Raw genomic sequence first — 24,874 nt, forward strand, 5'->3', positions numbered from 1 at the left:
ATGGACGTGAATCAGTACGGGCGGCTCGCGCAGCAACACTGGCAGGAACACCGTCCGAGGAGCATCGCTGAGATCGAGAAGCCCGAGGCCTTCTTTGCCGAGTTGGGCACCGATGTTCAGGACGAGGTACGGGTTCGTTGGACAGCTGAGCGCCTTGCCTCAACCACGGTGGTGGGGGAGTCCTACCTCGAGCGGGCCAGCCGTCTGCAGCAACTGCGTCACGAGGCAGAAGCCGAGGTCTTGCGTGAGCTGGTGCTGCTGCCGGCTGACGGCGACATCGACCTGGGGGACGACCCGTCCCTCACCGAAGACGAGCTCGCCGAGGAGGAGTGGCGCGAAGAGCATCTCTACGACCTGCTGGCGGGACGTAGAGGCGCGGGTGACTTCAGCGCCACGGAGCGTGCCCGGCTCCGGGCTGGGGCACCAGCCCGCCTGCTGGAGCTGACGGGGCTCTCTGATGAGGCCCTCGGCCGCCAGGGGCTGTTGTAAATGGCGGCCCACGAGGGGGCCTTCCGACCCCACGACCAGAACGACCTTGCTCCGGCCGCACCGATGGCCCGGCTAGAGGCGAACCTTGCCGCACTGCGGGTCCTCCGGCTGATCCAGGGCGAGAACCGGGAGGCGACCGGCCCGGAGCGCCGAGTGCTGGCTCGGTGGTCGTCGTGGGGTGCGCTGCCGAATCTGTTCGCCCCATCGCGGGAGCGGACCAAGAGCCACCGACAAAAGTACGAGGCCGCGCAGGCGGAGCTGCTGGACCTGCTGAGCGAGACGGAGTACGCGGCCGCCCGACGCACCACGCTGAACGCCCATTACACGGACGCGGCGTTCGTACAGGTCATCTGGCGGGCGCTGCAGGCGCTCGGGTTCAAGGGCGGCCGGGTGTTGGAGCCGGGCAGCGGCGTTGGAACCTTCATCGGGATGGCCCCAGAAGGGGCCGAGATGACCGGTGTCGAGCTCGACCCGGTAACCGCTGCGATCAGCCAGGCCCTGTACCCGCAGGCCCGGATCGTCAATGAGGGATTCGAGAAGTCGCGGGTCAAGCCCGGAGAGTACGACGCCGCGATCGGCAACGTCCCCTTCCACTCCGCCCGCCTGAGCGACCCCCGGCACAACCCGGGGAACTTCCCCATGCACGACCACTTCATCATCAAGGCCCTGGAAAGTGTGCGGGTCGGGGGAGTGGCCGCGTTCATCACCTCCACCGGGACCCTGGACAAGTCCTCCAAGGCTGCTCGCGCCGAGATGGGCGAGCTCGCTGACCTGGTGTGCGCGATAAGGCTGCCCAACGGCGCGCACGCCGCGGCCGCCGGTACCGACGTCGCGACCGACCTGCTGGTGTTCCGTCGCAAGGCGCCCTCGCACAAGAAGCAGGGCGCCGTCTTCGCGAAGACCGAAGAAGTGAAGACCGCAGACGACAAGCGGATGGACGTCAACGAGTACTACCAGAAGCATCCGCGCAACGTGCTCGGCACCCTGGTGGCGGGCCGGCCCCGGGGCGGCAAGCACCGCCCAGAAGTCCTCTCCCGCGGAGGGGACACCGCCGCCGCCCTGAGCAAGGTGTTGGAGCGGGAGGTCACGGCCGCTGTCGAAGCCGGCCTGGCCATGACCGAGAACCCGGCCCGGCGTGAGGAAGAAGCCCAGGGGCCCAGTGCGCAGGAGCTGTTCGGGGACAACGCCGAGCGGTTCGACGGGCGGATCACCGAGCTGCCCGACGGCAGCTTCTGGTCCGCGCGCCTGGAGGACAGCGAGCCGCACCCCTGCCCCAAGACTCAGCGCGACGAGCTCAAGGCGCTGCTGCTGATACGTAACGCCGTCTCGGAGCTGCTGGACGCTGAAACCTCCCCGGACGCCGACGACGCCTGGCTCACCTTCCTGCGTTCGGCCCTGAACGCGCACTACAACGCCTATGTCGAGGAGTTCGGTCCGGTCAGCCGGTTCACCCGGCAGGAGCGGACCCGCAAGCTCGCCTGGGACGACCTGCCCGAGGAACTGTCCGAGCAGCTGATGGATGCGGCCCTGGATGTCTCGGGGCGGCTCGGTTCCAAGCAGCAGGCTGCCATCGAGAACCTCGGCGACGGTGTCCTGACCGAAGCTGACCTGCAGGTGCTGCTCGGCTGGAACGCGGAGAAGGCCCCGGCCGCACTGCGCGAGAGCCTGGCTGAACTCCAGTCGGTGCGCGATGAGCTGCGTGATGCCGGGAAGCTCAAGGTCTGGGCACGGGTCCCCCCGCCGCAGGGCGGCTTCGCCGACGACCCGCATGCCCCTCTCGTCTATGCCCTTGAGGACTACGACGAGGAGACGGGCACCGCCCGCAAGTCCGAGATCTTCACCCAGCGCGTCTCCGCTCCCCGCACCCTGCCCGAGCGGGCGGAGACCGCTGAGGAAGCCGCCGCGATCAGCCTCGACCTGCACGGCAAGATCCGCCTCGACGTCATCGCCCGACTGCTCGAGCTGGACGGTGAGCCGGCGGCGCGCGAGGCGCTGGTCGGTGTGGTGTACGAGGAGCCCCACACCGGGCGGCTGGTGCCGGCCGCCGAGTACCTGTCGGGCAACGTCCGCCTCAAGCTCGCCCAGGCCCAGGACGCCGCCGCGGTCGATGCGCAGTTCGCCGCGAACGCCGAAGCCCTGGCAGCGGTGCAGCCCAAGGACGTGCCGCCGGGCGAGATCCGCGTAAAGCTCGGCGCCCCGTGGGTGGACGCCTCCTACGTGCAGGAGTTCCTGCGCGAGTTGCTGCGCGATGAGTCGATCAAGGTGGAGCGGGCCGCCGGATCGACATGGACGCTCGACTGCCGCGTCGAGAAGAACGTGATGACGACCGCGGTGTGGGGCACCGAGGAGATGAACGCGGTCCAGCTCGCCCGCGCCCTGCTCAACCAGCGGCCCATCCGCATCTCCCCGTCCTTCCCGGAAGAGGCCACGGCCGCGGAGAAGGCGGCGCTCCGCGCTGAGGCGATGACGGCCACGACGATCGCCAACAAGTACGCGGAGCGCATCAACGAGGAGTTCCGCAACTGGCTGTGGAAGGACGAGGAGCGGGCCGAGACCCTCGCCACCGTCTACAACACCCGCTTCAACAGCTTCGTCCTGCGCAACTACGACGACGCCCCCGAGCTGTCCTTCCCGGGCCTGTCCACCGCGTTCGACCCACGCCCGCACCAGCAGGCCGCAGTCTCCAGGATCCTCAACGAGCCAAGTGCGCTCCTCGCCCACGAGGTCGGCGCCGGCAAGACCCTTGAGATGTCCATGGGCGCCATGGAACTGCGCCGCCTCGGGCTTGCCCGCAAGCCCGCGATCGTCGTCCCCAACCACATGGCTGAGCAGTGGACGCGTGAGTTCCTGCAGGCCTACCCCGGTGCGAAGGTCCTGACCGCTTCGACCAAGGACCTCTCCAGCCGGCGCAAGCGCAAGCGGTTCGCCGCCAAGGCCGCCACCGGCGACTGGGACGCGATCATCATGACGTACGGCGTCATGAAGGCGATCCCGCTCTCCGCGGCCGAGCACGAGAACTACATCGCCAACCAGCTCGCCGACTTTGAACGCGACCTGGAGCGCCGCCGCGCCGCGATCATCGCCAAGGGCGAAGACCCGGAGAAAGACGACACCGTCAAGGAGGTCGAAGGCAAGAAACTGGTCCGCGAGCAGGCCCTGCGCGCCCGGATGCGCTCGATCCGCGAAGGCGGCCTGTCGTGGGAGCAGCTGGGCATCGACTACCTGTTCGTCGACGAGATCCACAACTTCAAGAACCTGTACAACCCGTCCAACAATGCCGGGCTGTCGATCGCCGGGTCGATCCGTGCGACCGACCTGCACATGAAGCTCGAGTACATGCGGGAGAAGTACGGCGCCCGCGTGATCACCGGAGCGTCCGCCACGCCGGTGGTCAATTCCATCGCCGAGGCGTACGTGTGGATGAAGCTGCTGCGCCCCGACATCCTCGCCGCCGAAGGCCTGGAGAACTTCGACGACTGGGTCGCCAACCACGCCGAGATCGACACCAAGATCGAGATCGCCCCCGAGGGCGGCCTGCAGACCAAGTCCCGCTTCGCACGCTTCACCAACATGCCCGAACTGCTGACGGCCTGGTGGGTGCCCACCGACGTCAAGACTGCCGAAGACCTCGGACTGCCGGTCCCCGAGGTGTTCGGGGGCGGCCCGCAGATGGTCAAGTGCCCGGCCACCAGCGTCCACGCGGAGATAGCCGAGATAGCCAAGGTCCGCGCCCGCGACATCCGCTCGCGCGCCGTGGACCCCAGCGAAGACAACATGCTCAAACTGGCCTCCTGGATGCGGCAGGCGGCCCTCGACCCGCGCCTGGTCGGCTATGCCATCGAGCCCGACGAGCAGACGAAGATCTCGATCGCCGCCGACAAGATCGCAGCCCTGTACTTCAAGCACAAGGACGACGTCTACCAGGGCCCCAAGGACCAGGCCCCCGACGAGCTGCCCGGCAGCCTCCAGTTGGTCTTCGCCGACCTGGGCACGCCCTCGGCAGACGCCCTCAAGCAGGGCAAGTGGACCGTCTACGACGGGCTGTTCATGGAGCTCGCCGCCCGCGGCGTGCCCACCGAAGGCATCCGCTTCATGCAGGAGGCCAAGAGCGACCGCGACAAGGCCGCCCTGTTCCGCGACGCCCGCAACGGCAAGATCAGCGTGCTCATCGGCAGCACGGAAACCATGGGAACCGGCACCAACGTGCAGCGCCGAGCCATCGCGGTGCATCACCTCGACTGCCCATGGCGCCCGGTCGACCTGCACCAGCGCACCGGCCGCGTCGTACGGCAGAAGAACCTCAACTACGACCTCGGCCGCGAAGTCCACGTCTACAACTACGTTACCGAGAACAGCTTCGACGCCTACGTGTGGCAGCTCGTCCTGGGCAAGGCGCAGTTCATTCAGCAGCTGATGAGCGGCAAGCTCACCGACCGCACCATCGACGACATCGCGATGGACCTCAACGAGTACATGATCGAAGCGGTCGCCATCGGCGCCGGCGACCCGCGCCTGCAGGAAGTGGGGCGGCTCCAGAACGAAATCCTCGGCATGGAGGCCGAGAAGCACGCCCACAACGCCGCCCAGTACGGCCTGCGGCACACCATCGACACCGAGACCCTGCGCGCCGAGCAGCTTGAGACCAGCATCGCCTGGCTCACCACCATCGTCGGCGACGCCGCCACGCAGGGCACCCGCCGCTCCACTCGCGACACCGACTTCTCCATGACAGTCGTCGGAAGCAACGGCACCAAGCGCACCTACACCAAGCGCAAGGACGCCGCAGCCGCCCTGCGCTTCCGCCTCGGCGAGGTGCTCGATGAGCTGCGCGGACAGCCCAACCACCCGCCCATCGAGGTCGCCGAACTCGGTGGCGTGCCCGTCTTCGCCCGCCGGGACTTCCTCGACCTCCTCCTCGACTTCGGCGCCGGCGCGCACGTTCTCGTCGACTCCAAGAAGATGGTCGCCGACCCCGCTTCCGTCTCCGGCACCATCCAGTCCCTGGAATACCGCCTCGCCCACCTCGAAGACGACCTCGCCATCGCCCAGGAGCAGCACACCCACGCCCTCGGCGAGGTCGCGAACGCGCAGTCCTACCTCGGCACCATTTACCACGATGACGACAATCTTGTAGAGGCCAAGGCGCAGGTCGCGGCTCTGATGGCCGAGCTGGAGACCGAGGCCCCCGCCCAGAGCAACGGTCCTGGCGGAGCTGTGCCCAGCTACGCCAGCGCGGGCGCCGAAGGCAGCCCGGCCATGGCCCGCTCCGGCGGGGGAGGCGGCGGTGGCGGACGCTCGCGCAGCCGGACCGGCGGCTCGGGGGGTGAGGCTTCCGCCACCGGCGGAGCGGACCCGGAGGAGCAGCGGGAGGAGTTCCTCTACTACACCGACCGGCTCGGCACGCTGATCGCCGAACGGCTCCTGGCCGAAGCCCTGCGCGCAGTGGTCGAAACCCACCCCGCCACCGCCAAGACACCCGACGGCCGCAAACTCGCCAGGGCCCTGGAGCAGCTGCACGAGGAGAGTGGCCTCCTGCGCCAGAGGCGGCTCGACGGCGAGGCGCTCTCGGCCGCCGCGTCGATCGTGGCACCTGAGCTGTGGCGCACCGCCATCGAGGACGCCATCAAGGCCCTCGGCAAATCCAACCCCATGGCCACCGACCTCAGGCGCCTGAGCCGCCTGGCCACGCTGCACGAACAGCGCTGGACCGCCACCCTGAGCACCCCCGCAGCCCTGACGCAATGGAGCGACTCCAACGAACCGCGCGTCGACGAGTCCGGCACCGAGGACGGCCGCGAGTACGTCCGCCTCGACGACCTGGGCCTGTCGGCCAAGTACACCGAGGGCGCCGACCCCGTCGCCGCCCACGCCCTCCTGCGCCGCCTCATGGAAGACGCCCCTGCCCTGCACGCCGTCGTCACCGCCGGCCGCCACCTCACCGCCCGCTACCGTGACGGCTCACGCCTCGAAGCCGTCTCCAACGACGCCCGCCTCACCGGCCTGGCCCGCCGTGCCACACCCGCCGCCACCCAGGACCCCGCCACCCAGAGCCCGGCCGAAGATCCCGTCGAGCCCACCGCCCCACCCGCGGTGGACGCACCGGCGGCCCTCCCGGTCACCGCTGACCCGACCCCGGCCGCACCGCAGCCGACCGCCGCGGCGCAGCCGGCTCCGCCCCCAGAGGCCGTCTTCACCACACAGCGGGAGTGGGACCACGCCTTTGCCCAGGTGGAAGGCGCCGAGATCGCGCTCGGCAGCGCCGCCGACCAGACCTGGGACCGCGAGAACATCCCCTACGCCTTCACCCAGCTACGTCACGAGTTGTTCTCCGCGGTCGCCGCCCACGAGGACCACGACGGCCACGACACCGAAGCCGCCCTCACGAACTCGCTGTCTCAGGCCGAACGGCTCCTGAGCTCCCTCAAGGGCCGCGACCGCACCACCATGCAGAAGCCCCTGAACGCCTTTGCCACCCTCGCCCGCACCTTCCTGCAACGCCACCGCGCCACCCTCGCCCAGCACGAAGGCGAAAACGACCTGGCCCGCACCATCGAGGACCGCGCCCGGGCCCAGTTCGAGCAGTTCATGGCCACCCGGAGCAAGGACAACCAGCCCCTCATCCAGGCCATCGGCGAAAACGACGAAGAGGCCGCGCGCACCCTCGCCGCAGCCGACCCCACCGTCAACGGCACTCCGCCCCCGGCACCCCGGCCCACCCGTGCCGAGCGTGAGCCCGCCCCCGCCTCAGACGCCGTCCCCGTCCCCGAAACCGAGCCCGCCGAAGCCACCACCAGCGGCTACCCGGTGAGCGAGGACCTCTGGATTCTCGGCGAAGACCGGCCCGCCCCGTACTCCACGACCAACGAACACGACTCCGCCGCGGCCGCGCGCAAGGACCTGCACGCGGCGTACGGCCAGTGGCAGGAGGACTTCGGACACCACCTGCCCGACGAGCCGAGCGAAGAACTCGGCCAGATCATCGCGGAGTTCACGAACGCCTGGGAACAGGGCCAGCAGACGCCCGACGAGCACTGGGCACTCCAGATCCAGGCGTACACCCGTATCCGCATGGCCGCCGACGCCCTGGCCGCGCAGCCCTCGTACGTGCGCGCCGAGTGGCGCAGCGCCGGCCGGCTGCGCCACCTGGCCCGCACTGCAGCCCTGCACGTCGATCGCCTCGCCCACACCCCGCCGCCCGAACCGGAAGAGGCCTGGCTTCGCGAGCGGGCGGAGCTGTGGAACGAGACCTACCCGAGCCCCGGGGAGATCCAGTGGGCGCTCGACCGCCTGGCCGTGAGCCTCGAGCAGGACCCTGCCCCCGATGACCCGCAGAGCACCGAAGAACAGGCCGCCCTCCTCAAGGCCCGTGTCGCCGCCGCGCTCATCCCGCGCGGCGCGGCCGCCCACCTGCAGGCGATGGACGGTCTCTACACGCTCCTTGCCCAGGCTCCGCGTCTCGTGCGGGGCGACGTTCGTCAGCATGTCGGACGCCTCGCACAGACCCTCCTGACCTACCCGGAGGCCGAGACCGCGCTGGCCGGACATCCTCGCCCACTTGAGGTCGCCTTCCGCGAGCTCGACCCGGCACCCCCGTACGCGGACCCCGACGGACGACCCGATCACGAGGGCCTGGCGAGCGCGCACGCCAGGATCGTCACCGCCGCGAGCCGGGCACACGCGCAGAGCCGCCCGACGAAGACGGTCACCGAGCGGCGCCTGTCCCGCCTTCTGGAGGAGATCGACAGCCGCCCGCTCATGCTGCCCGACGGCCGGGTCGACCCCGCGTGGCCGCACCTGCTGGATGCGGCAGCGCAGCTGGCCCGCCAGGTCGGCCGTGAACACGAGGAGGAGGGCTACCGCGCGCACTGGGAGAGCTACTTCAAGGACTTCGCGGTCGCGGCCATCCGGCACGCGGGCAGGGTGCACGCCACGCTCATCGAGACCGACGGGGCCCTGGAGGCCGAGCTGGAAGACCTCACCCAGCAGGCACTGGCCGACCCCGACCTGCTCGCCGCGATGGGCACCCCCGCCCACCCGCTCACCAGCAACGCACCCGTGCCCTACGCGCCGGCCCTGCTGGACTGGCTGAGCACACGGGCGGCCGAGATGAGCCCGCTGCTGCGCCACACCCTGCACGCCGACTTCACCCCGCGCGGCTTCACCGGCGCCTTCGCCCGCCTGGCGGCCACCGCCGCCCGGCACGCCACCAGCAACGAGCCCGCCCGCAGCGGCGGCCGCCTCCCGGTGCCGCCGCAGTGGAAGGAGCACGCCGAGCTCATCGACCAGCTGATGGACAAGGCCGCAACCGACCCCAGGACCGTCGGACTCACGGTCAGCAACGATCCCATCGAACCCTTCCTCGTCGACCTGGTCCGGGACTGGATCCAGGAACAGGTCATGGAGCAGGTCAGCTCGCCGCCCGACGACGCGCTGGATACCGCACGGATCGAGGCGTTCTTCGGTGACGACACGGCGATCGATCTCCTCGCCGCCCACGTCACCGCGCACACCGCGCAGAGCGCTCGCCTCGCCCAACTCCCGGACCCCGCTGCCCTGTACACGGTGCGCCGCAGCGGCGAGGTGCTCGTGTGCCGCGGCGAGGAGCTGTACGACCGGCTCGGTCAGGACCCCGGGCTGCGGATCTGGTGGCAGGACGAGAAGCCGTGGGCTCTGTGGTCCCGCGACAACGGACGGGACGGCAGTCTGGCGCTGCTGAGTGCCACGGGCGACGCCGACCGGTTCACCGAGGCCGCCCGCGGCCTGACCCCCTCTGCGGCACAGACCCTCCTCGCCGAGCGGGCCACCGACTGGCCGGGCCTGCTCGACCTGGACGAGGCGACCCGCAGGGCGCTCGTCGCCTACGCCGCGACGGCTGCGGAGCCCGAGGCTCACGCGCCGGGCTCCGGGACGCACGTGCGTGCCGCGGCCGAGGGGGAGTGGGCGCTGGAAGTCCTCCATGCCGCCCCCTTCACCCCCGGTGCGTCCGCTGTCCAGACTGCCGGCCTCCTGCTCACCGACATGGGCCAGTGGCTGTCCGAGCACCGCTCCGTGCTGGAGGACTTCACGCCGTGGCACGTCCAGGCCACAGAGGAAGCCCTGGCGGATGCCGCCGCGAGCATGCCCGCCGAGGGCGGCAACGGCGGCCCCCAGGAGCACTGGCTGGCCATGTCCGAGGTCCACCAGCACCTGCAACTCCTGCAGGACCAGGCGTCCACCCGCGGTGAGGCCCGCCCGCTGCACCACGCCCTGACCCAGCTGGGCATCCTGCTGCGGCGCAGCGACAACTACCTGGCCCGAGCCGCCTCCCGAGGCATGCCCACCACCACCAGCCGAGCGAGCCTGCGCACGGCGGCCGGGAAGAGCACCTACGCGCAGCCCGAGGACGCGGTCACAGCCCTGGCCGACCTGCAGTCCGCCTGGCAGACGTGGGCTCAGGAGATCGGCCCGATCGAGGTGCTGCCCGCAGCGGAGCGGCACTCCGTCATCGCCCTGTCCGCGCTGCTGGACGAGCCGCGCCCCGGCGCCACGCCAAAGGGCTGGGACGCCCTGCTGTCCCAGGTACTGGACATCACACGGCAAAGGGCCGGGGAGGTCTCCGACCGGATGCTGGGCTGGCAGGCCCTGGGCGATGTCGCGGAAGACATGCGGCAGCGATGGGCGGCCACCATGCTCACCGAGCCCGGCCTCGCCACGGCCGCCGCCCGGCAGACCGGTGTGCTGCACCTGACGCGGCCCGAACTGGCGCCCGCGAATCCCCCGACCAACCACGACGACTTCGCCTCCCGGCACAACTACGTCATCCGACTCGCCCAGCGCGTCGTGGACGCGGGCGCCCTGCGCACCGACGAGCGGCACAGCGAGCGGGTCCTGCTCCGGCTGCTTGAGACCCTGCTCGACGGACACGGAGACCTCTCGCAGGGCGTGTCCCCGGTACTGCCCGCCCTGTGCCACCAGATCGGGGAACGTGCCCGGCAGGTCTGGCACGAGCAGGCCGAAGAAGGCCAACTCGGCCACGGCGATCTGCTGACCACTTTGAACAGCACGGCAGCCCGGCACGCCGCTACCACCCTGAGCCTGGTCGACGAAGCAGACCCTCAGCTCCAGCACGAGGTCGCCGCCCTCACCGAACAGGCCCGCGCCGACCAACAGCTGCTGTCCACGATCCGCTACAGCGCCTCGCCGTCCGCCGCCGTGCCCCAGGCACCGGCCCTGTGGGCGTGGCTGGAACAGCGCGAGCAGGACATGTCTCCCCGCCTGCGACGCGCCCTGCACAGCGACATCGGCCCGATGGGCGACCTCATCGGCCTCTTCGGCACCATGTGGCGCACCCTGCTCGACGCCACCCCCGCGGACACGGCAGGGGCCCTGACCCCGTTGCCCGCCGCCGGCACCGAACTGCCCGGCGTATGGCAGGCCTGGGCGGAGCAGGTCGCCTCGATTGCCGATGCGCTCAGCAGCGACATCGACCTGCGCCTGCGCCTTACCGGCAGCCTCGGCGACGACAGCGACGACCTGGTCCGCAGCTTCACCGAAGGACACCTCGCCGCCGCACAGGACGTCCTGCCCGCCGGTCTGCTCGAGCTGTACTTCGCCGAGGACCCCGCACCCACCACCGCCGCCGACACCCTGCACGCCTACCTGGTCCGGGAAGTCACCGCGCGCCTGGACGCAGCGAGCGCCCCTGCCGCCGCCCCCGCGGCGCCGGTGTCATCGGCGGCGCTGGCCGCCTGGCACCTCGCGGACCCCCAGGGCATGGGCCAGGACGAGGACCCCTACCCCGACCAGGCCGCCGCCCGCACGGGAACACTCCACCTCCTGTCCACGCTCGGCGAGTTCACCCGGACCTGGAGCGGTACCCAGTACATCAGCGAGAAGTCCCTCAAGGAGGTCACCGACGAGATCGCCGCCGCACTGTGGCACGACGCCACGGCCGAGCGGATCGGCATCCGGCCCGACGCGGCCCAGGGCTGCCGCACCCTCGTCGAGCTCGCTCGCATCTTCCAGCTCCGCCTCGAAGACGACGGCATCAACGAATCCAGCCTCAACAACCTGGCCTCGGCCGCCCACGAGCACACCGCCCGCATGCACGCCACCACCAAGACCCTGGCAGCCACCCATCAGGAGACCTGGCCGGCCGGCGTAGAGGACGGCGAGCAGCAGCGCGCCCGCGTCCTCGCCCAGACCATCGACACGCACCTGCCCGCCTCCCAGCTGATGCGCGCCGCCGGATCCGCGAGCTGGGACAACACCGTCACCTACACCGCACCCGAGCTGTACGCGCTGGCCCTGCGCACCGGCCCCGACACCCCGGCGTGGGACAACGGCGTCCTCACCCTCACCACCAGCGGCAGCGACAGTGAGCGGCACGTGTTCACTCCGGTGGGCGAGACGGCCAGCGACACCATGCGCCTGAGCCTGCGACGTCCACTGAGTACCCCGCTGGAAGAGCTGGACCAGGCCTTCGAGGCCACCGTCACCGACCCGGTGACCATCGCGACCGAACTCGACGCGGCCGGCACGGCGCTGACCGCTCTGCACAAGGACGCGGTGCGCCACCTGCGCACCGTCCTGACGGACAACCAGCAGATCACCGAGTTCGAGGCGGCCCTGCCCTACGTCGGCGGCGCGAGCCCTTGGCACCAGCAAGCCGCCCAGGCGCGAGACCTGGCGAAGGCCGCCTCCCAGGCGCTCAACGCCGTGACCGAAGTGATCGGACGGCACAGCCGGCACCACACGGCCCAGCCCGCCCACCACGCCCTGCGCCTTGTTGAGCGTGCGGCGGACCGGCTCGCCGACCACCTGGTCCCGCAGCAGCTCAGCACGAGCGGTGCCACCTATCCGGCCGAGGACATGACCCATGACCAGCAACTGATCACCGCACTCGCCTACCTCCTTGACCACCTGCCGTTCTCCGACAACATGCCGGAAGAGGCGGGCCGGGAACTGGAGGCAGCCCTGCGGCTGCGGGACGGACACCGCGAGGTCGGCGGACTCGCCGGGGAGATGCACCGCCACCAGCGAGTCGCGGACGCGGCCAAGACCGTCCGCGACCACAGCGGTCAGCAGCGCGCCTTCTTCGCGCTTTCCCTGCACAACCTGGCACGCCACCATGTCGACCGGCTCGCCCGCCATCTGCTCACCCTTCCCGCCGACGGCGCCGTGCGCGCCACCGTCATCGGCACCCAGGTCACGGCGGGCCCCGTCCCGCCCGGCGCACAGCCCTACGCCGATGCCGCGGCGGGCTTCGCCGTGCAGGAAGACCTCCTGGAACTGGCACGTGCCGCAGTGCTCGACGGCCGCCGGCCCCTGACAGCTGGTCACGCACCCATCGTGCTGGCCGCCCTGATGCAGGCCTGCGACCAGGGCACCGTCTACAGCGATCACGGCGCACTGACCGCGTTTGCTGAGCAGGCACGCGCCCAGGCGCACCTCCACCGCCTCGACAAGATCGACGGCGCCGACACGCTCGACGCCGCAGCCCAGGCCGCAGCCGCACACGCCGGGAACCTGGCTGCCAACGAACGGGACGCCGACCCGCGCCTGCACCTCGCGCTGCTCGAACTGCGCCGCCGGGCCGAAGCCGATGCCACGCTCGCCGCCCATGCAGAACCCGGGGCCGACCCGCAGGCCGCCCAGCAGGCCATGGCCGACTGGCTGTCGGGGACCGACTGGCAAGAAGGGCTGCCCGCCGAGCAGATCACCCTGATCAGGGACGTCATCACCCGCGGCGGGGGAGACGTCCTGAGCGACGGGCCGCTCGCCGCATGGTGGGAGACGCTCAAGGCCACCCGCCCGGCCGCCGTCACCGCAGCACTGGAAGCCGAGTTCCCCGACGGCACCGTGCGCCGGTCGATCACCGCCTTCCGTAACCGGCGCGCCCCGCTGCTGGACCAGATCGAGAACGTCCTGGCGCTTGACGCCGTACGCGAGAAGCTTGCCACCCCGCTCACCGACGACCTCGGCGCGGCGGCGCTGCGCCGCCCGGCGCGCGTCCTGGCCCGCGACGAGAAGCTGGACGGGCGCGCAGAGGCCTACCGAGCGACCCTCGACGTGGCACGGGCCGCCCGCTACATGGCCGAGCGCGCCGCGCTCATGCAACTCCCGGCCGCCGACCAGGCGGTGATCGCCGCCCTGGCCGATACTGCACGGGACCAGGCAGCCGACTGGATCGCCTCCGCCGGCGAGTCCCGCATCTTCCCCGACGGTGCACAGGTCCCGCTGTGCCCGATCTCCCCGGCCACCGCGCCCACGGGCAGCGTCACCAACGCCGAGCGTGCCCTGGCCCAGATCCTGGACGACAGCGGGCTGGTGCCCGCCGCGTGGGGAGGCGGCGGATACACCCTGCGCCCGAACGTGGACGGCAGCGTCGCGATCACCATGACGATGCTCCCGTTCGAGGCGCCCAACCAGCGCGATAAGCGCATCGGCCATCTGCGCACGCTGGGCTGGAATCCCGTCACCGTCACCGAGGACAACCCGGGCAGTGCCCACCGTGGCGAGGCGCGCCTTGTCACCGTCACCCCTCCGCGCGGCCTGGAAGCGCAGCGCCGTCGCCTCGCCGCCGAGGTCAGCGCCGTCCTGGACGCCCACCGCCGACGGACCGAGACCTTCCAGGTGCATTCGGCCACCGAACAGGACTTCCCCGGCGCAGATGCCACCGCGGCCGTCGTCGCGCGCGGGAGCTTCACCCTGGACTCTGACCTGAAGCGCGCCGGTTACATCACCGAACGGCTCGGCGACCGCACCGTGGTGGTCCGCCGGCCTCAGGGGGCGGTGCCCATCGGACCGAACACCCCCGCCCACACCACCCGGCCCGCCACGGTGCGCCTCGCCGCAGTCACCGCGGCCCTGCGCCCGGTCCACACCGAACTCACCACGTTGCTGTCGGCGATACAGGACTCGCACCCCGGCCTCGTCAACCTCGACGACCTCGACGGCATGGGCGCGGAACTGGCCGTGCTCGATGAGGAATTCTCCCTGGCCAGCAACCCGCCGGGCGTCCTCGACCAGTCGCCGCGCCGCCACGCACTGGGGCGCACCAGCATCCACGGCCTGCTCGACCTCCTCAAGAGGGACGGCGCGCGCCGCAACGAGGCCCTCGACCAGGCTCTGATCGAAGTGCACGGGCAGGGGGCCGACCGCTTCGTCCACGGGCTCGCGGGCACGCTGCAGCACCTGCTGCACGAGTACGCCAGCGGCCAGGACAGCCTCACCCAAACCCGCCTCGCCAACCCCTACGGCACGTGGGAGGAGGAAAAGAGCCGCCTCGCGGCCCAGCCCACCGACGCCCCCGCCTTCGCACCGGGGCCGGAGAGCTTCCCGGCCCCCCAGGCCCAGGCCCCGGCCGCGGCCGTCCCGGCGCCGTCCGGCAACGCGGGGCGCAGCGAACGCGACGCGGCCCCCGCACCGGCGCACGGCCAGCAGAACAGCGTCCCGCCCGCCGCGGGCGGTGGCGCCGGACGCGACAACCCGCCGCCGCCCGCCCCCGGCGGCAACGACGAACCGGACCAGCCCGCCGAGCAGCCCGACCCCCAACCCGCCCTGGCCGAAGCCGCATCGGCGCCGGCTCCTGCCTTTACCGCGTTCAAGGAGATCAGCGCTCCGCGCCGCGCCCTCAACCAGGCCGTACGGGCCCTGGCCGCCACGGCTCACTTCAAGGCACGAGCCGCGCAGACGGGCCCCGAGACGCAACTGCGCCAGGCCCTGGACACCTTCAGGAACGTCTCCCTCAACAACCCCGGAGACTTCCATGCGGCCGTCGAAGGCATCGATGCGGCGGTCAGCGCCGTCCACCACGCCTGGACGGACACCGCGGTGCCGGGCGACGCCGCCCGGGCACTGGCAGCGCTGGAACAGGCCGCGAACACCTTCGCCGGCTCCTGGCGGGCGACCGCCACGTCGGCGGCCTGGGACACGCTCTTCCGCGGGGCCCCGCGCCCCAGCCTTCCCCAGGCACAGCTCGCCCCGGTCGCAGCGGGCGGTCGCAACCCGGCCGGACAGGACCGGCCGGAGGTCACGGCGGCCGCCGCGCCCGGCATCACCCTGGCCGAGCAGCACGCGGCCATCCGCGCCGTGATCAACGGCTTCGGGACGCTGAACCCCGCTCCCAACCCGGCCGGAGCAGGACTGGCCGCATTCGTTCGCCGGATGCAAGACCCGGTCCAGATGAACGCGTGGCGCCAGGAACTGGTCGCGGCCGGGCACGGCGTCTGGATCGGCGGCCGCAGCCGCGGGCGGGAACTGCGCGGCATCTCGCGGCTGGTCGCGGCCCCCGAAGGCATTCTGATCTCCACGCAGGGGAGTGCCGAGCGGCCCGTGACCAGCGTGGTGATGCGGTGGGAGGAGCTCCCCGCCTGGCTGAACCTTGGGCTGAACGAGCAAGCGCGCCGCGCTCTGCTGGATGCCGGGGAGGCCCTGACCGCCGCGCCCAGCGACGGCCCGGCACGGGCGCGGCTGAGAGACATCCAACTGACGATCTGGGACGCCCTGCAGGCCGCCGGCGCGCCCACTGCCCAGGCCCTCGCAGCCTCCTGGAACCGCTACCGCCCCGCCGAGCCGGAACCGACGCCGGAAACGGACTCGCTGTTCGGCCTGGAGGCCACCTCCGCGGGCGCCCCCTACACCAGCCTTGAGGACTTCACCCGCGCCACTGCGGACCTCATCACCGACAGCTGGGCACTCACCGCGCACCCGCAGTGGCCCGCCGCCGACCCGCGCGCCCGGCAGCTGCGCGAGGCGAGCGCAGCCGTCCGGGCAGCCAGCTCCACCACCCCGACCGAAGCCGTCCGCGCGATCCTCCAGCTCGCCCGGGCCATCCAGGACACTCACCTTCTCCAGGCCTCTGTGCCACCGGACGTGAAGTACCTCTTCGAATCCTTCGCCGCCCGCGCCCGCCAACACGCTGACCGGTCGGCCGCGACCGCCTGGGGCTCAAAGTGGCGCCAGGTGTTCCCCGCCGCGGCCGAACCCTGGACCGAGGACCCGTTTCTCCTGCCCCGCCTCGGATACCCGGACCCGCGCCCCGCCGGCCGCCAGACCCAGGAGCCGCTGAACGCCTACGAGGCAGGCAGCAAGCAGACCTACGAACAGATCACTCACCCCGGCCACCCCGACCGCCTGGCGTACGCAGTCGCCGGTGTCGAAGGGTTCACCGTGCTGGCGGCGCCGGACATCTTCCACGGCCCCGCCTACACCTTGCGCGCCCCCGACGACACGGTCGTGGCCACGCTCGTCAAGGAGGGGGAGAGCTGGCACACCGTGCTGGGGGAGCAGCTGCCCCACCCGGGCGACACGGAGATCACTGTCCTGCCTCCACGACCCCCGCAGCCCTACGGGCAGGACAACTTCCACCATGCGGTCCTCAACGCCCTGCGTGTGTGGGCCGAAGACCAGGCCCGGCCGCTGCCCGGCCACGACTCCTACTCCGATGCCATCCGCCTGACGTGGGCCTTCGCCGAACTCGAACCGTTCACCGATGCGTTGCTCACCGCCGCCCTGCGCGCCTGGCCCCTGAGCCACACGCAGCAGCCCGCCCTCGATGGCGTCCTTGACGCACTGCACGCAGTGCAGGCCCAGGCGCGGGCCGAGCTGGACGACGAACAGATCCGGGCCAAGGCCGACGCCATCGAGCAACTCGCCCCTGCTGCACAGGCGCTGCGCGTCCAGCTCGAAAGCGAGCAACTGCACGGCAGCGACCTGTATGGGCTGATCCGTGTGCTGTCCGGCCGTGCTCTGGAGATGCCGGGGCGCCTGCGCGCCTTCGCCGACGAACGCACCATCCCCGCCCCCGCGCCCGCGGCTGTCCCGATGCCCGGAACGGCCGCCCCGGCACTGGAGGACGCCACGATCGCCACTCCCGCACCGGACGACGGACCGCCGATCGCAGAAGGTGGTGAGTGGGACCCCCAGTACCCCGTCCCCGAGACGATCGGCCAGCTGTGGCGAGCCGCCCAGGCCCAGGGCTGGACCATGACCCGGAGCACCGACTCCCGATTTGCCAGTCAACGCCTCAACGTTGAACTCGAAGCCCACACCGTGGTCGGCCACTGGCGGTTCAGCTTGGAGTGGCACCCGCGCAAGGGGCGGTTCGCCGCCGACAAGCAGCGGTCCTTCGCCCAGAGGCCCGACAACCAAACCGGACCGCGCGGTGGTGAGAACCACCCGACGAGCGCGGACGCCCTCAACGCCATGCAGCGCTACGCGGCGGTCCCCGCACCTGTCGAGCAGGAGGCCGGGGCGCCTGCGGAGCAGGCGGTTGCGGCCGGGCCTATGGCCACTCCCGCATCCGTGGCCAACCAGCCGTGGGCGGCGGTGCTCGCCGAGGAGCCCAGCGTCACGCAGCCGGAGCCGAGCACCGCCATGCCGTTCGATGCGCAGGAAGTCGAGGGCATGCCCGGTTATTGGTGGCGGCTGGAGCCGCCGCGCGAGGGCTCCCGCGACGACGTCGAGCGCATCGCCGTGGGCCACGGGACCGAGCAGATCGGCCACGGGCACGGCCCCAGCGCCGGGGATGGCGCGGTCAAGTGGCGGATCTCGGTGGGCACCGACTACATGCCCGGCGAGCGCACCCCGTCCGCCAGCGCGAAGAAGATCGCCGAACGTCACCAGGCTTTGCAGGAGGCCGCTCTCGTCACCGGGCCCAGGCCTGCGGAGACGGTGTGGGTCCATCACGAGCGGGACCACGGCGAGGAGACACGCACCTACGTATTCGGTGTCGCCGAGGGCGACAAGGACGCCCTGGCTGCTCTGGAAGCCGCAGACTTCATTCGTATGCCCAGCGTCGGCGCATGGGTCCAGAGCATGGGCACCAGGCCCGAGACGCGGGCCTACAAGACGGGCCTGTTCGTACGGCGCATGCTCAAGCACGGCCGGTCCATCGCCGTCCACTACAACCGCGACGGGGCATCCGCCGACACCGCCCTGCCCGAGCTCGACAACGCGCGGCGCGGCGAGCTCGACGCCCTCCCCCGGAGGGAGTGCAGGGACTGGAGCCCGATCGAGTTCGAGGCCGGGGACCAGGTACTGCTGAAGGGCTCGCACAGTTGGTGGCACACGGTCACCGATGTCAGGCCCGGGCGGCTGACCGTGGAGCTGGAGACCGTCGTCTACGGCGATGTCCTGGCCCGTCGCCGCGGCGAGGACCTGCTCACCGCCGCCGACCCCGTCGGTGAGATCACCGCGGCCCGCCCCGGCACCAGCGTCTTGCACGGCGAAGCCCCCGAGATCCTCGAAGCCGAACAGGCCCGCCTGGAGCTGCCCTTGGCCGATCCCGCGCACGCTCCCTTCGTCGAAGCCCGCCGCGCGCAGATCGCCACCGAGCGGGAGCGGGTGTCGGGCGGCCTCGCCCGCAGGGAGAAGCGTCGTGCCCAGATGCAGGCGATCCTCCGCAACCCGAAGGAGCTCCAGAGCCTGAGCGGCCGGCTCGTGCACAACGAGGTCGGCGAGCTCCTCGGGGCCGTCGTCAGCCGGGACAAGATGCCCGACCCGCCCCAGACCCGCAAGCAGAGCCGCAAGTGGATCTTCGTCGACAGGGACGGCAACGCCGTCGGTGGGTTGGACCGCAAGGGCGACGCGGAACGGTACGCGATCGATCGCGAAGATGGTCTCCACGCCGTCGCCCCCGTGGGCTGGCGGGGCGATGCCTGGACGCAACTCGCACCCGGAGTATCTGTGCGCCTGCCCGCACCGCAGGGCGGTCGGCTCACGCCGGAGAGCTGGACCCCCGTATTCACCGTGACCAGCATCAGCAGGGACGCCGACGGCTCGGTGACGGTGGACGGAACACGCCAGGGCACCCCCGTCAGCTACCACCTGAGCGCGGAGGAGGCGGAGACCCGGCCCCTGAGGGAGGCCGTGGGCGACTTGGCCCTGCTCCCCGAGACCGTCGTCACCCGTGCGGCAAGGCCCGCACTGCTCACCGCACTGGCCCACCCCACCGGCAACGGTGTCTCCTACCCGATCTACGGCCACAACGAGCTGATGCGCAGCATCCAGGCCGTCAACGCCGCGGCCACGGCGATCAAGCGCCGGCCGACATCGGTGGCGAAGCTCCGCGAGCAGATCCTCACAGGGCGCGACGCCCTCGCCCACCTGGCCGAGGTGGCGAGCGCGGACGGCGTGGACGTGATGCCCGAGCGGGCCCGCGCCGGGGTCGAGGTGATGGAGTACTGGGCTGCACAGCTTGAGGATCTCGCGCCCGCCGCCGCGCGCCTGACGGCGTCTGCAGGGCCGACGGCCGACCTGCAGAGCCCCGTGGACACATCCACCGACGAGCCGGGCCCCACCCCAGCACCGGTTCCCGCACAGGCGACTACCCAGAGCGATGCGCCGACCGGCAGGCCCCGGACCCAGCCGGGTCACGAGGACTTCCAGGGCAGCCGGACGCCCGACATCCTCGAGACGGCCGAGCCGCCACAGGGGCAGATGGCCCTCGATGCCACCTCGCCGGCAGCAGACGCCGAACCGGAAGAGGAAGGTCCGCCGGCGCTGAGCGACGACAGCGTGGAGCAGGGAGCCCCCGCCGAGGAGAACTCGCAGGACGCCCCGCTCAGCAGCCCGATACCGCCGTGGGACGCAAGGCGGATCGGCGGTCAGGAAGTGGCACGGTCGCTGGCCGCCCGGGCCACCGTCGGCGACTTCACGGCCGACGGACTCCTCATGCGTGCGCCCGTATTGCTGGACAGCGAGGTCATCGGCTCCGTCGTCACGCGCCCCGGGGGCAAATACGCCGCCACCACCATCGACAACTGGACGACCAAGGACCTGTACGAGTCGGTGGACGGCGCGGTCGCCAAGGTCGTGCAGTACTACGACGAGTGGGAGGCCACCCGCGAGGAGCGCGAAGCCCGCGCCCGCGAACTCGGTTCCGACCAGACGCCGGCCACCCCTGAGGCCGAACTGCCCGACGGCGCCATCCCGGTGCCCGACCACCCCGGCTACCACCAGGCCAGTGCCTACCCCGGCACCGTGGTGTACGGGCCGGACAAGAAGCAGATCGGCTCCGTCGCGAACCGTACCTACAACCAGGGCAAGCACAAGACCCTGTACGGCGACAGCCCCATCAAGGGCCACACGACCATCGAGGGTTCCGTCAGTCACTTGGTGGAGGTGCACGCCGAGCTCAACGACGTGCCCAACAGCAAGCGGTGGACGAACGTATGGATCGAGCACCACCGCGATCACACCTATGTGTGGGGTGCTGCCCCGCATTACCGCGAGCTCGTCTTCGCGCTCGAAGTCACGGGCGGACCCCGGGGCTTCAACCCCCGCAACGTGAGCGGGGCGCACCGCCAGCACGGCATGTATCAGCACACATTGCCGAAGAACCTGACGTACGAGACCCGCACCGAGAAGGTCGAGTCGCTGCGGGCGCTGATGTCCGCACGCGGTCGGAACATACCCGTCTTCGAGAGCATTGAGGCCAAGCAGGCTGCCGAATCCCTCGCCAGAGCGGAGACCGCGTTCCCCGCATCCACCACACCGGCACGCGAGACCGGCGCCGGGCCTGCGGACAACGCCGCATCGGCAGGGCAGGAAGAGCGAACCGCACCAGCGCGCCGGTCCTCCGGCCAGCTGCCTCAGGGCCGGACCGCACACGGCCTGGCGATCCATGCGATGGAGATCGACGACCTCGACGAGACCCTTGAGGCCCTGACGGACGCCACCGATCCGCTGTCGCTGGCCTACCGGCTGCGCGCCGAGCGGCGCCGCTGGGCCCTGCTGCGCCAGGAAGCCGAAGACTGGGTTCCGCAACCGGAGTACGACGCCCAGGGCAACATGGTCGAGCCGTCCCGCGGGCGGATCCTGCGTGAGCGGGCCGACGGCTACCGGCTCAACCCCAACGAGGCCCAGGGCGCCATCACCAGCGTCGACGACCTGCCGCCCGCCAAACCGGGCGGATACACCGATGCCCGGTGGGCCGAGATCGTGGCGGCGGCCGCCGCCACGGAGGACTACCCGCCCACCGCGGAGCAGCAAGTCATCATCGAGGCCGCAGCCCGGCGCGGCCTGGACCTGCGAGTGATGGCCCTGGCCGGCACCGGCAAGTCCACCACCTTGAAGATGCTGTCGCGGCGCATGCCCGGCCAGCGGATCCTGTACCTCGCCTTCAACCGGTCAGTCGCCGACGAGGCGATCGAGGCGCAGCAGCGCGGCGAGTACAGCGACAACCTCACCCCCACCACCGCAAACGCCTACGCCAACAGCATGGCCGACGAGGCCCTGCTGACCCGGCTGAACTGGCCCAAGCTCAACGAGCAGCAGCTCGCCGACCGGATGCGCTGGCGCTCCCGGATCGCGGCCGGAGGCGAGTCGCTGACCCCGCAGCGTGCCGCGTACCTGGCCAACCGGCTGCTGTCGGAATGGGTGAAGTCCGCAGACGACGACTTCGCCGTCCACCACCTGCCGGACGGCATCTCGCACAACCGGAATGCGATCTTCGCCGCGATCCGGCCCCTCGCCCAGGAGATGTGGGACAACCTCACCGACCCGAAGGCCGTCAACAAGGACCGCGATCTCCCGCTGTCCTTCGACCACACCGTCAAGATGTGGGCGCTCTCCGGCCGAGTCCCCGACTGCGACGTGCTGTTCTGGGACGAAGCGCAGGACGTCAACCCGGTCATGGAGTCGATCGTGGCCAACGTCCGCGAAGCTGGCATCCAGGTCGTGGCGGTCGGCGATAGCAACCAGGCCATTTACGGCTTCCGCGGAGCGACCGACGCCCTGGGGCGGCTGCCAGCAGACGCGACCGCCACGCTCACCCAGACCTTCCGGTTCGGCGATGCCGTCGCCGACATCGGCAACCGCTTCCTGCGCCTGGGCGGCACCCGCATGCGGCTGGCGGGTTGGGAGCGCAAGACCTCCCGCATCGAAGAGATCGCCCCGGGTGACGAGACGATGCTCATCGCCCGCACCAACGCGGGCGTGGTCCTCGGTGCCGTCGAAGGCCTGCGCGCGGGCCGCAAGGTCGCGGTGTCCGGGGGGCTGGCTGACCTGCGCAAGTTCCTGGAAGCCGCGGAAGCGCTGCGCGAGGGGGAGCGCACCAGCCATCAGGAACTGGCCCGCTTCAACGGCATGGCCTGGGACGAGATCCTGGAGACCGCCGAGAGCGAACCCGAGCTCAAGCAGCTCGACTCCATGTTCAAGCTGATGGAGCGGCACAGCGAGGAGCTCGACGCACTGCTGGAGTCCGTGCGGATGCCGCGCCCGTTTGTCGAGGACGACGGCGAGCGCCTCCATGTCAAATTTGCCTTCGGAGACGGCAACTTCCGGGCCACGAAGAAGTGGCTCAAGAGCAAAGGCGTCGGCTTCGGATGGGACGAAGACGGCAAACGGTGGAACTTCCCGCCGCCGAGGAAGCCGGCCACCTCCGCGACCGAGGCCCAGCGCCACCGGCTGCGCGAGCGGGTCGAGCAGTACATCGCCGACCACTACATCGCCCCCGCCAGCGACAACGGCGGGCAGGTCGTCGACCAGGCCGCGCCGCATGACCTCCTGGTGTCCACCGCGCACAAGGCCAAGGGCATGGAGTCGCAGCGCGTCCGGATCGCTGGCGACTTCAAGGGCCCCAAGGAGAGCGCCAGCGGTGGCATCGACTGGGACACGATCCCCAAGGACGAGCAACTGCGCCTGGCCTACGTCGCGGTCACCCGCGCCACCGAAATCCTGGACGCCGGGTCGCTCGGCTGGATCTTCGACGTCACGCGTGACGACGACCCGATGCAGGAACCGGACGGTATCTACCTGCGCGCATGGCAAGTAGGCGACTTCGCGCCCGGCAACCAGGTCTCCTTCTGGAGCGAGGACGGACAGAGCGTCCTCGACGGGGAGATCGCGGAGCTCGACGGCACCACGCTGCTCGTCCGCACCGACGAGGGCCGCACAGAGGCGGTCATCCCCGGTCAGGTCGTCCGGCGCGACGGGCAGAACCAACCGCGCCTGCCCGTCGCCAGCGACGAGGAACTGGATGAAGCCCTGAACAGCGGCCGGTTCGTGCCGTCCGGGACGGCCATCCCCAGCGGCGCAGCCGCGTCGGACGCGCAGACCACACCCATCCCCGCTGCCGCGCGCAGCACCGGTGGCGAGGTATCGGAGGCACAGAACACGCCGTCCGCCGCTGACGGCACACGGGAGGAAGCCGCCGTGGACACACCCGCAGCGACCGAGCCGCAGGCTCAGGCGGCTCCCACTACCGCCCCAGCCAGCAGGCCGCAGAGGGCCCCTGGCCGGGAAACGTTCACGGCGCTCAAGCCGCCCGAGACCAGTGCCCTGACCGCCCCGGACGGCACTCTGTGGTGGGGTGGCAAAGCATCCGAACGCAAGAAGGCGATGGAACAACCAGTCCTCGTCCGGCTCAAGTTCGGCCCGCGTGGCGTCGTCGACATCGAGAACGCCGCCACTGGCAAGAACATCGACCGCATCCGCACCGGAACACCGTTCTTCGCCGCAGCCCCGGTCATTGCTGAGCAGCAGGAGCCGTCCACCGGTACGGCAGCCGGCCACGACGCCGCGCCCGCCGAGGACAAGGCTGCCCCTGCCGCAGCCGCTGACGCCCCCGAACCCGCAGCTGCCACCGGGCAGGCGCCAGCCGCCCAGGTCACGGCGTTCAAACTCATCGCCCAAGCCACAGACGCCGGCCGGCGCTGGGCCGTAGTGGACCGCGCCAGCGGGGACGTCGTCTGGATCCGCCACCAGGGCCAGGACCCCTTCGAAGCTGTCTTCGCGGACAAGGTCGACGCCGAGCGCATCCGCAGCAGTCTCACCCGCACGCCCGGCCTGCGCGTCCCCGCCCCCGGCCTGCACGCCCCCGCCCCGGGCACTGCCGAGGCACAGCGACGCGAACCGGGCCCCGCGCTCGCTCCGGTTCTGGGCAACGTCATCGCCAAGGACACTCGCGGCACCGACCAACTGGTGAAGGTCCAGGTCGTTGACGAGGCCGGCACGCGGGTCTACGTCGCCTGGAACCCCATCGGCGCCGACCAGGTCCAACTCCACCAGTCGGTGTACCTCTCCGGCGCCCTGGGCGACGAGACCACCTTCCGCGGACGGCTCGAAACGCCGGTCGAGGGCGGCACGGTGGAAGGCGAAGCAGCCGCCCACGATCGCCGCAACCTCGCCGAACCCACCCCCGAGGGGTGGATACCCGCCGACCCCAGCATTCGTTCCGCCCTCGAAGTGGGCCAGCAGGTCCGCATCCTCGACCCGCACCACCCCTCGCACGCGGCCACCGGCCAGCCGGGCACACGGCAGCTGTACAGCACGATCACCGTGGAGCTGGCCGACGCCAGCTCGTACGCCGGCACGACCGCGGACGGCCGCGTCCTGGTCTTCACCCAAGACCAGGTCGTCGCGGTGCCGGTCACAGGAGCCCCGCAGCCGCACCAGACCG

General features: G+C 71.1%; 2 protein-coding genes (1 of these 2 only partly in view). Both read left to right on the top strand.

Going from position 1 to position 24,874, the window contains the following annotated elements; translation table 11 throughout:
- Positions 1–489 carry a hypothetical protein gene (locus ACFYY1_RS30120; RefSeq protein ID WP_388591193.1) on the top strand — a complete coding sequence of 163 codons (489 nt, stop codon included), beginning with the start codon at positions 1–3 and terminating at the stop codon, positions 487–489.
- On the top strand, positions 490–24,874 hold the 5' portion of the coding sequence (locus ACFYY1_RS30125) for a UvrD-helicase domain-containing protein (RefSeq protein ID WP_388591194.1). It continues 3,953 nt past the right edge of the window; 24,385 of the gene's 28,338 nt are visible here — the first part of the coding sequence; the start codon lies at positions 490–492; its stop codon lies off the right edge, out of view. It begins immediately after the preceding gene.

Origin of the sequence: Streptomyces sp. NPDC001890 (assembly GCF_042891445.1) — a bacterium.
Taxonomy (GTDB): Bacteria; Actinomycetota; Actinomycetes; order Streptomycetales; family Streptomycetaceae; genus Streptomyces.

Coding starts and splice junctions, on each gene's coding strand:
- ACFYY1_RS30120 (WP_388591193.1), top strand. CDS start 1: ATGGACGTGAATCAGTACGGGCGGCTCGCGCAGCAACACTGGCAGGAA.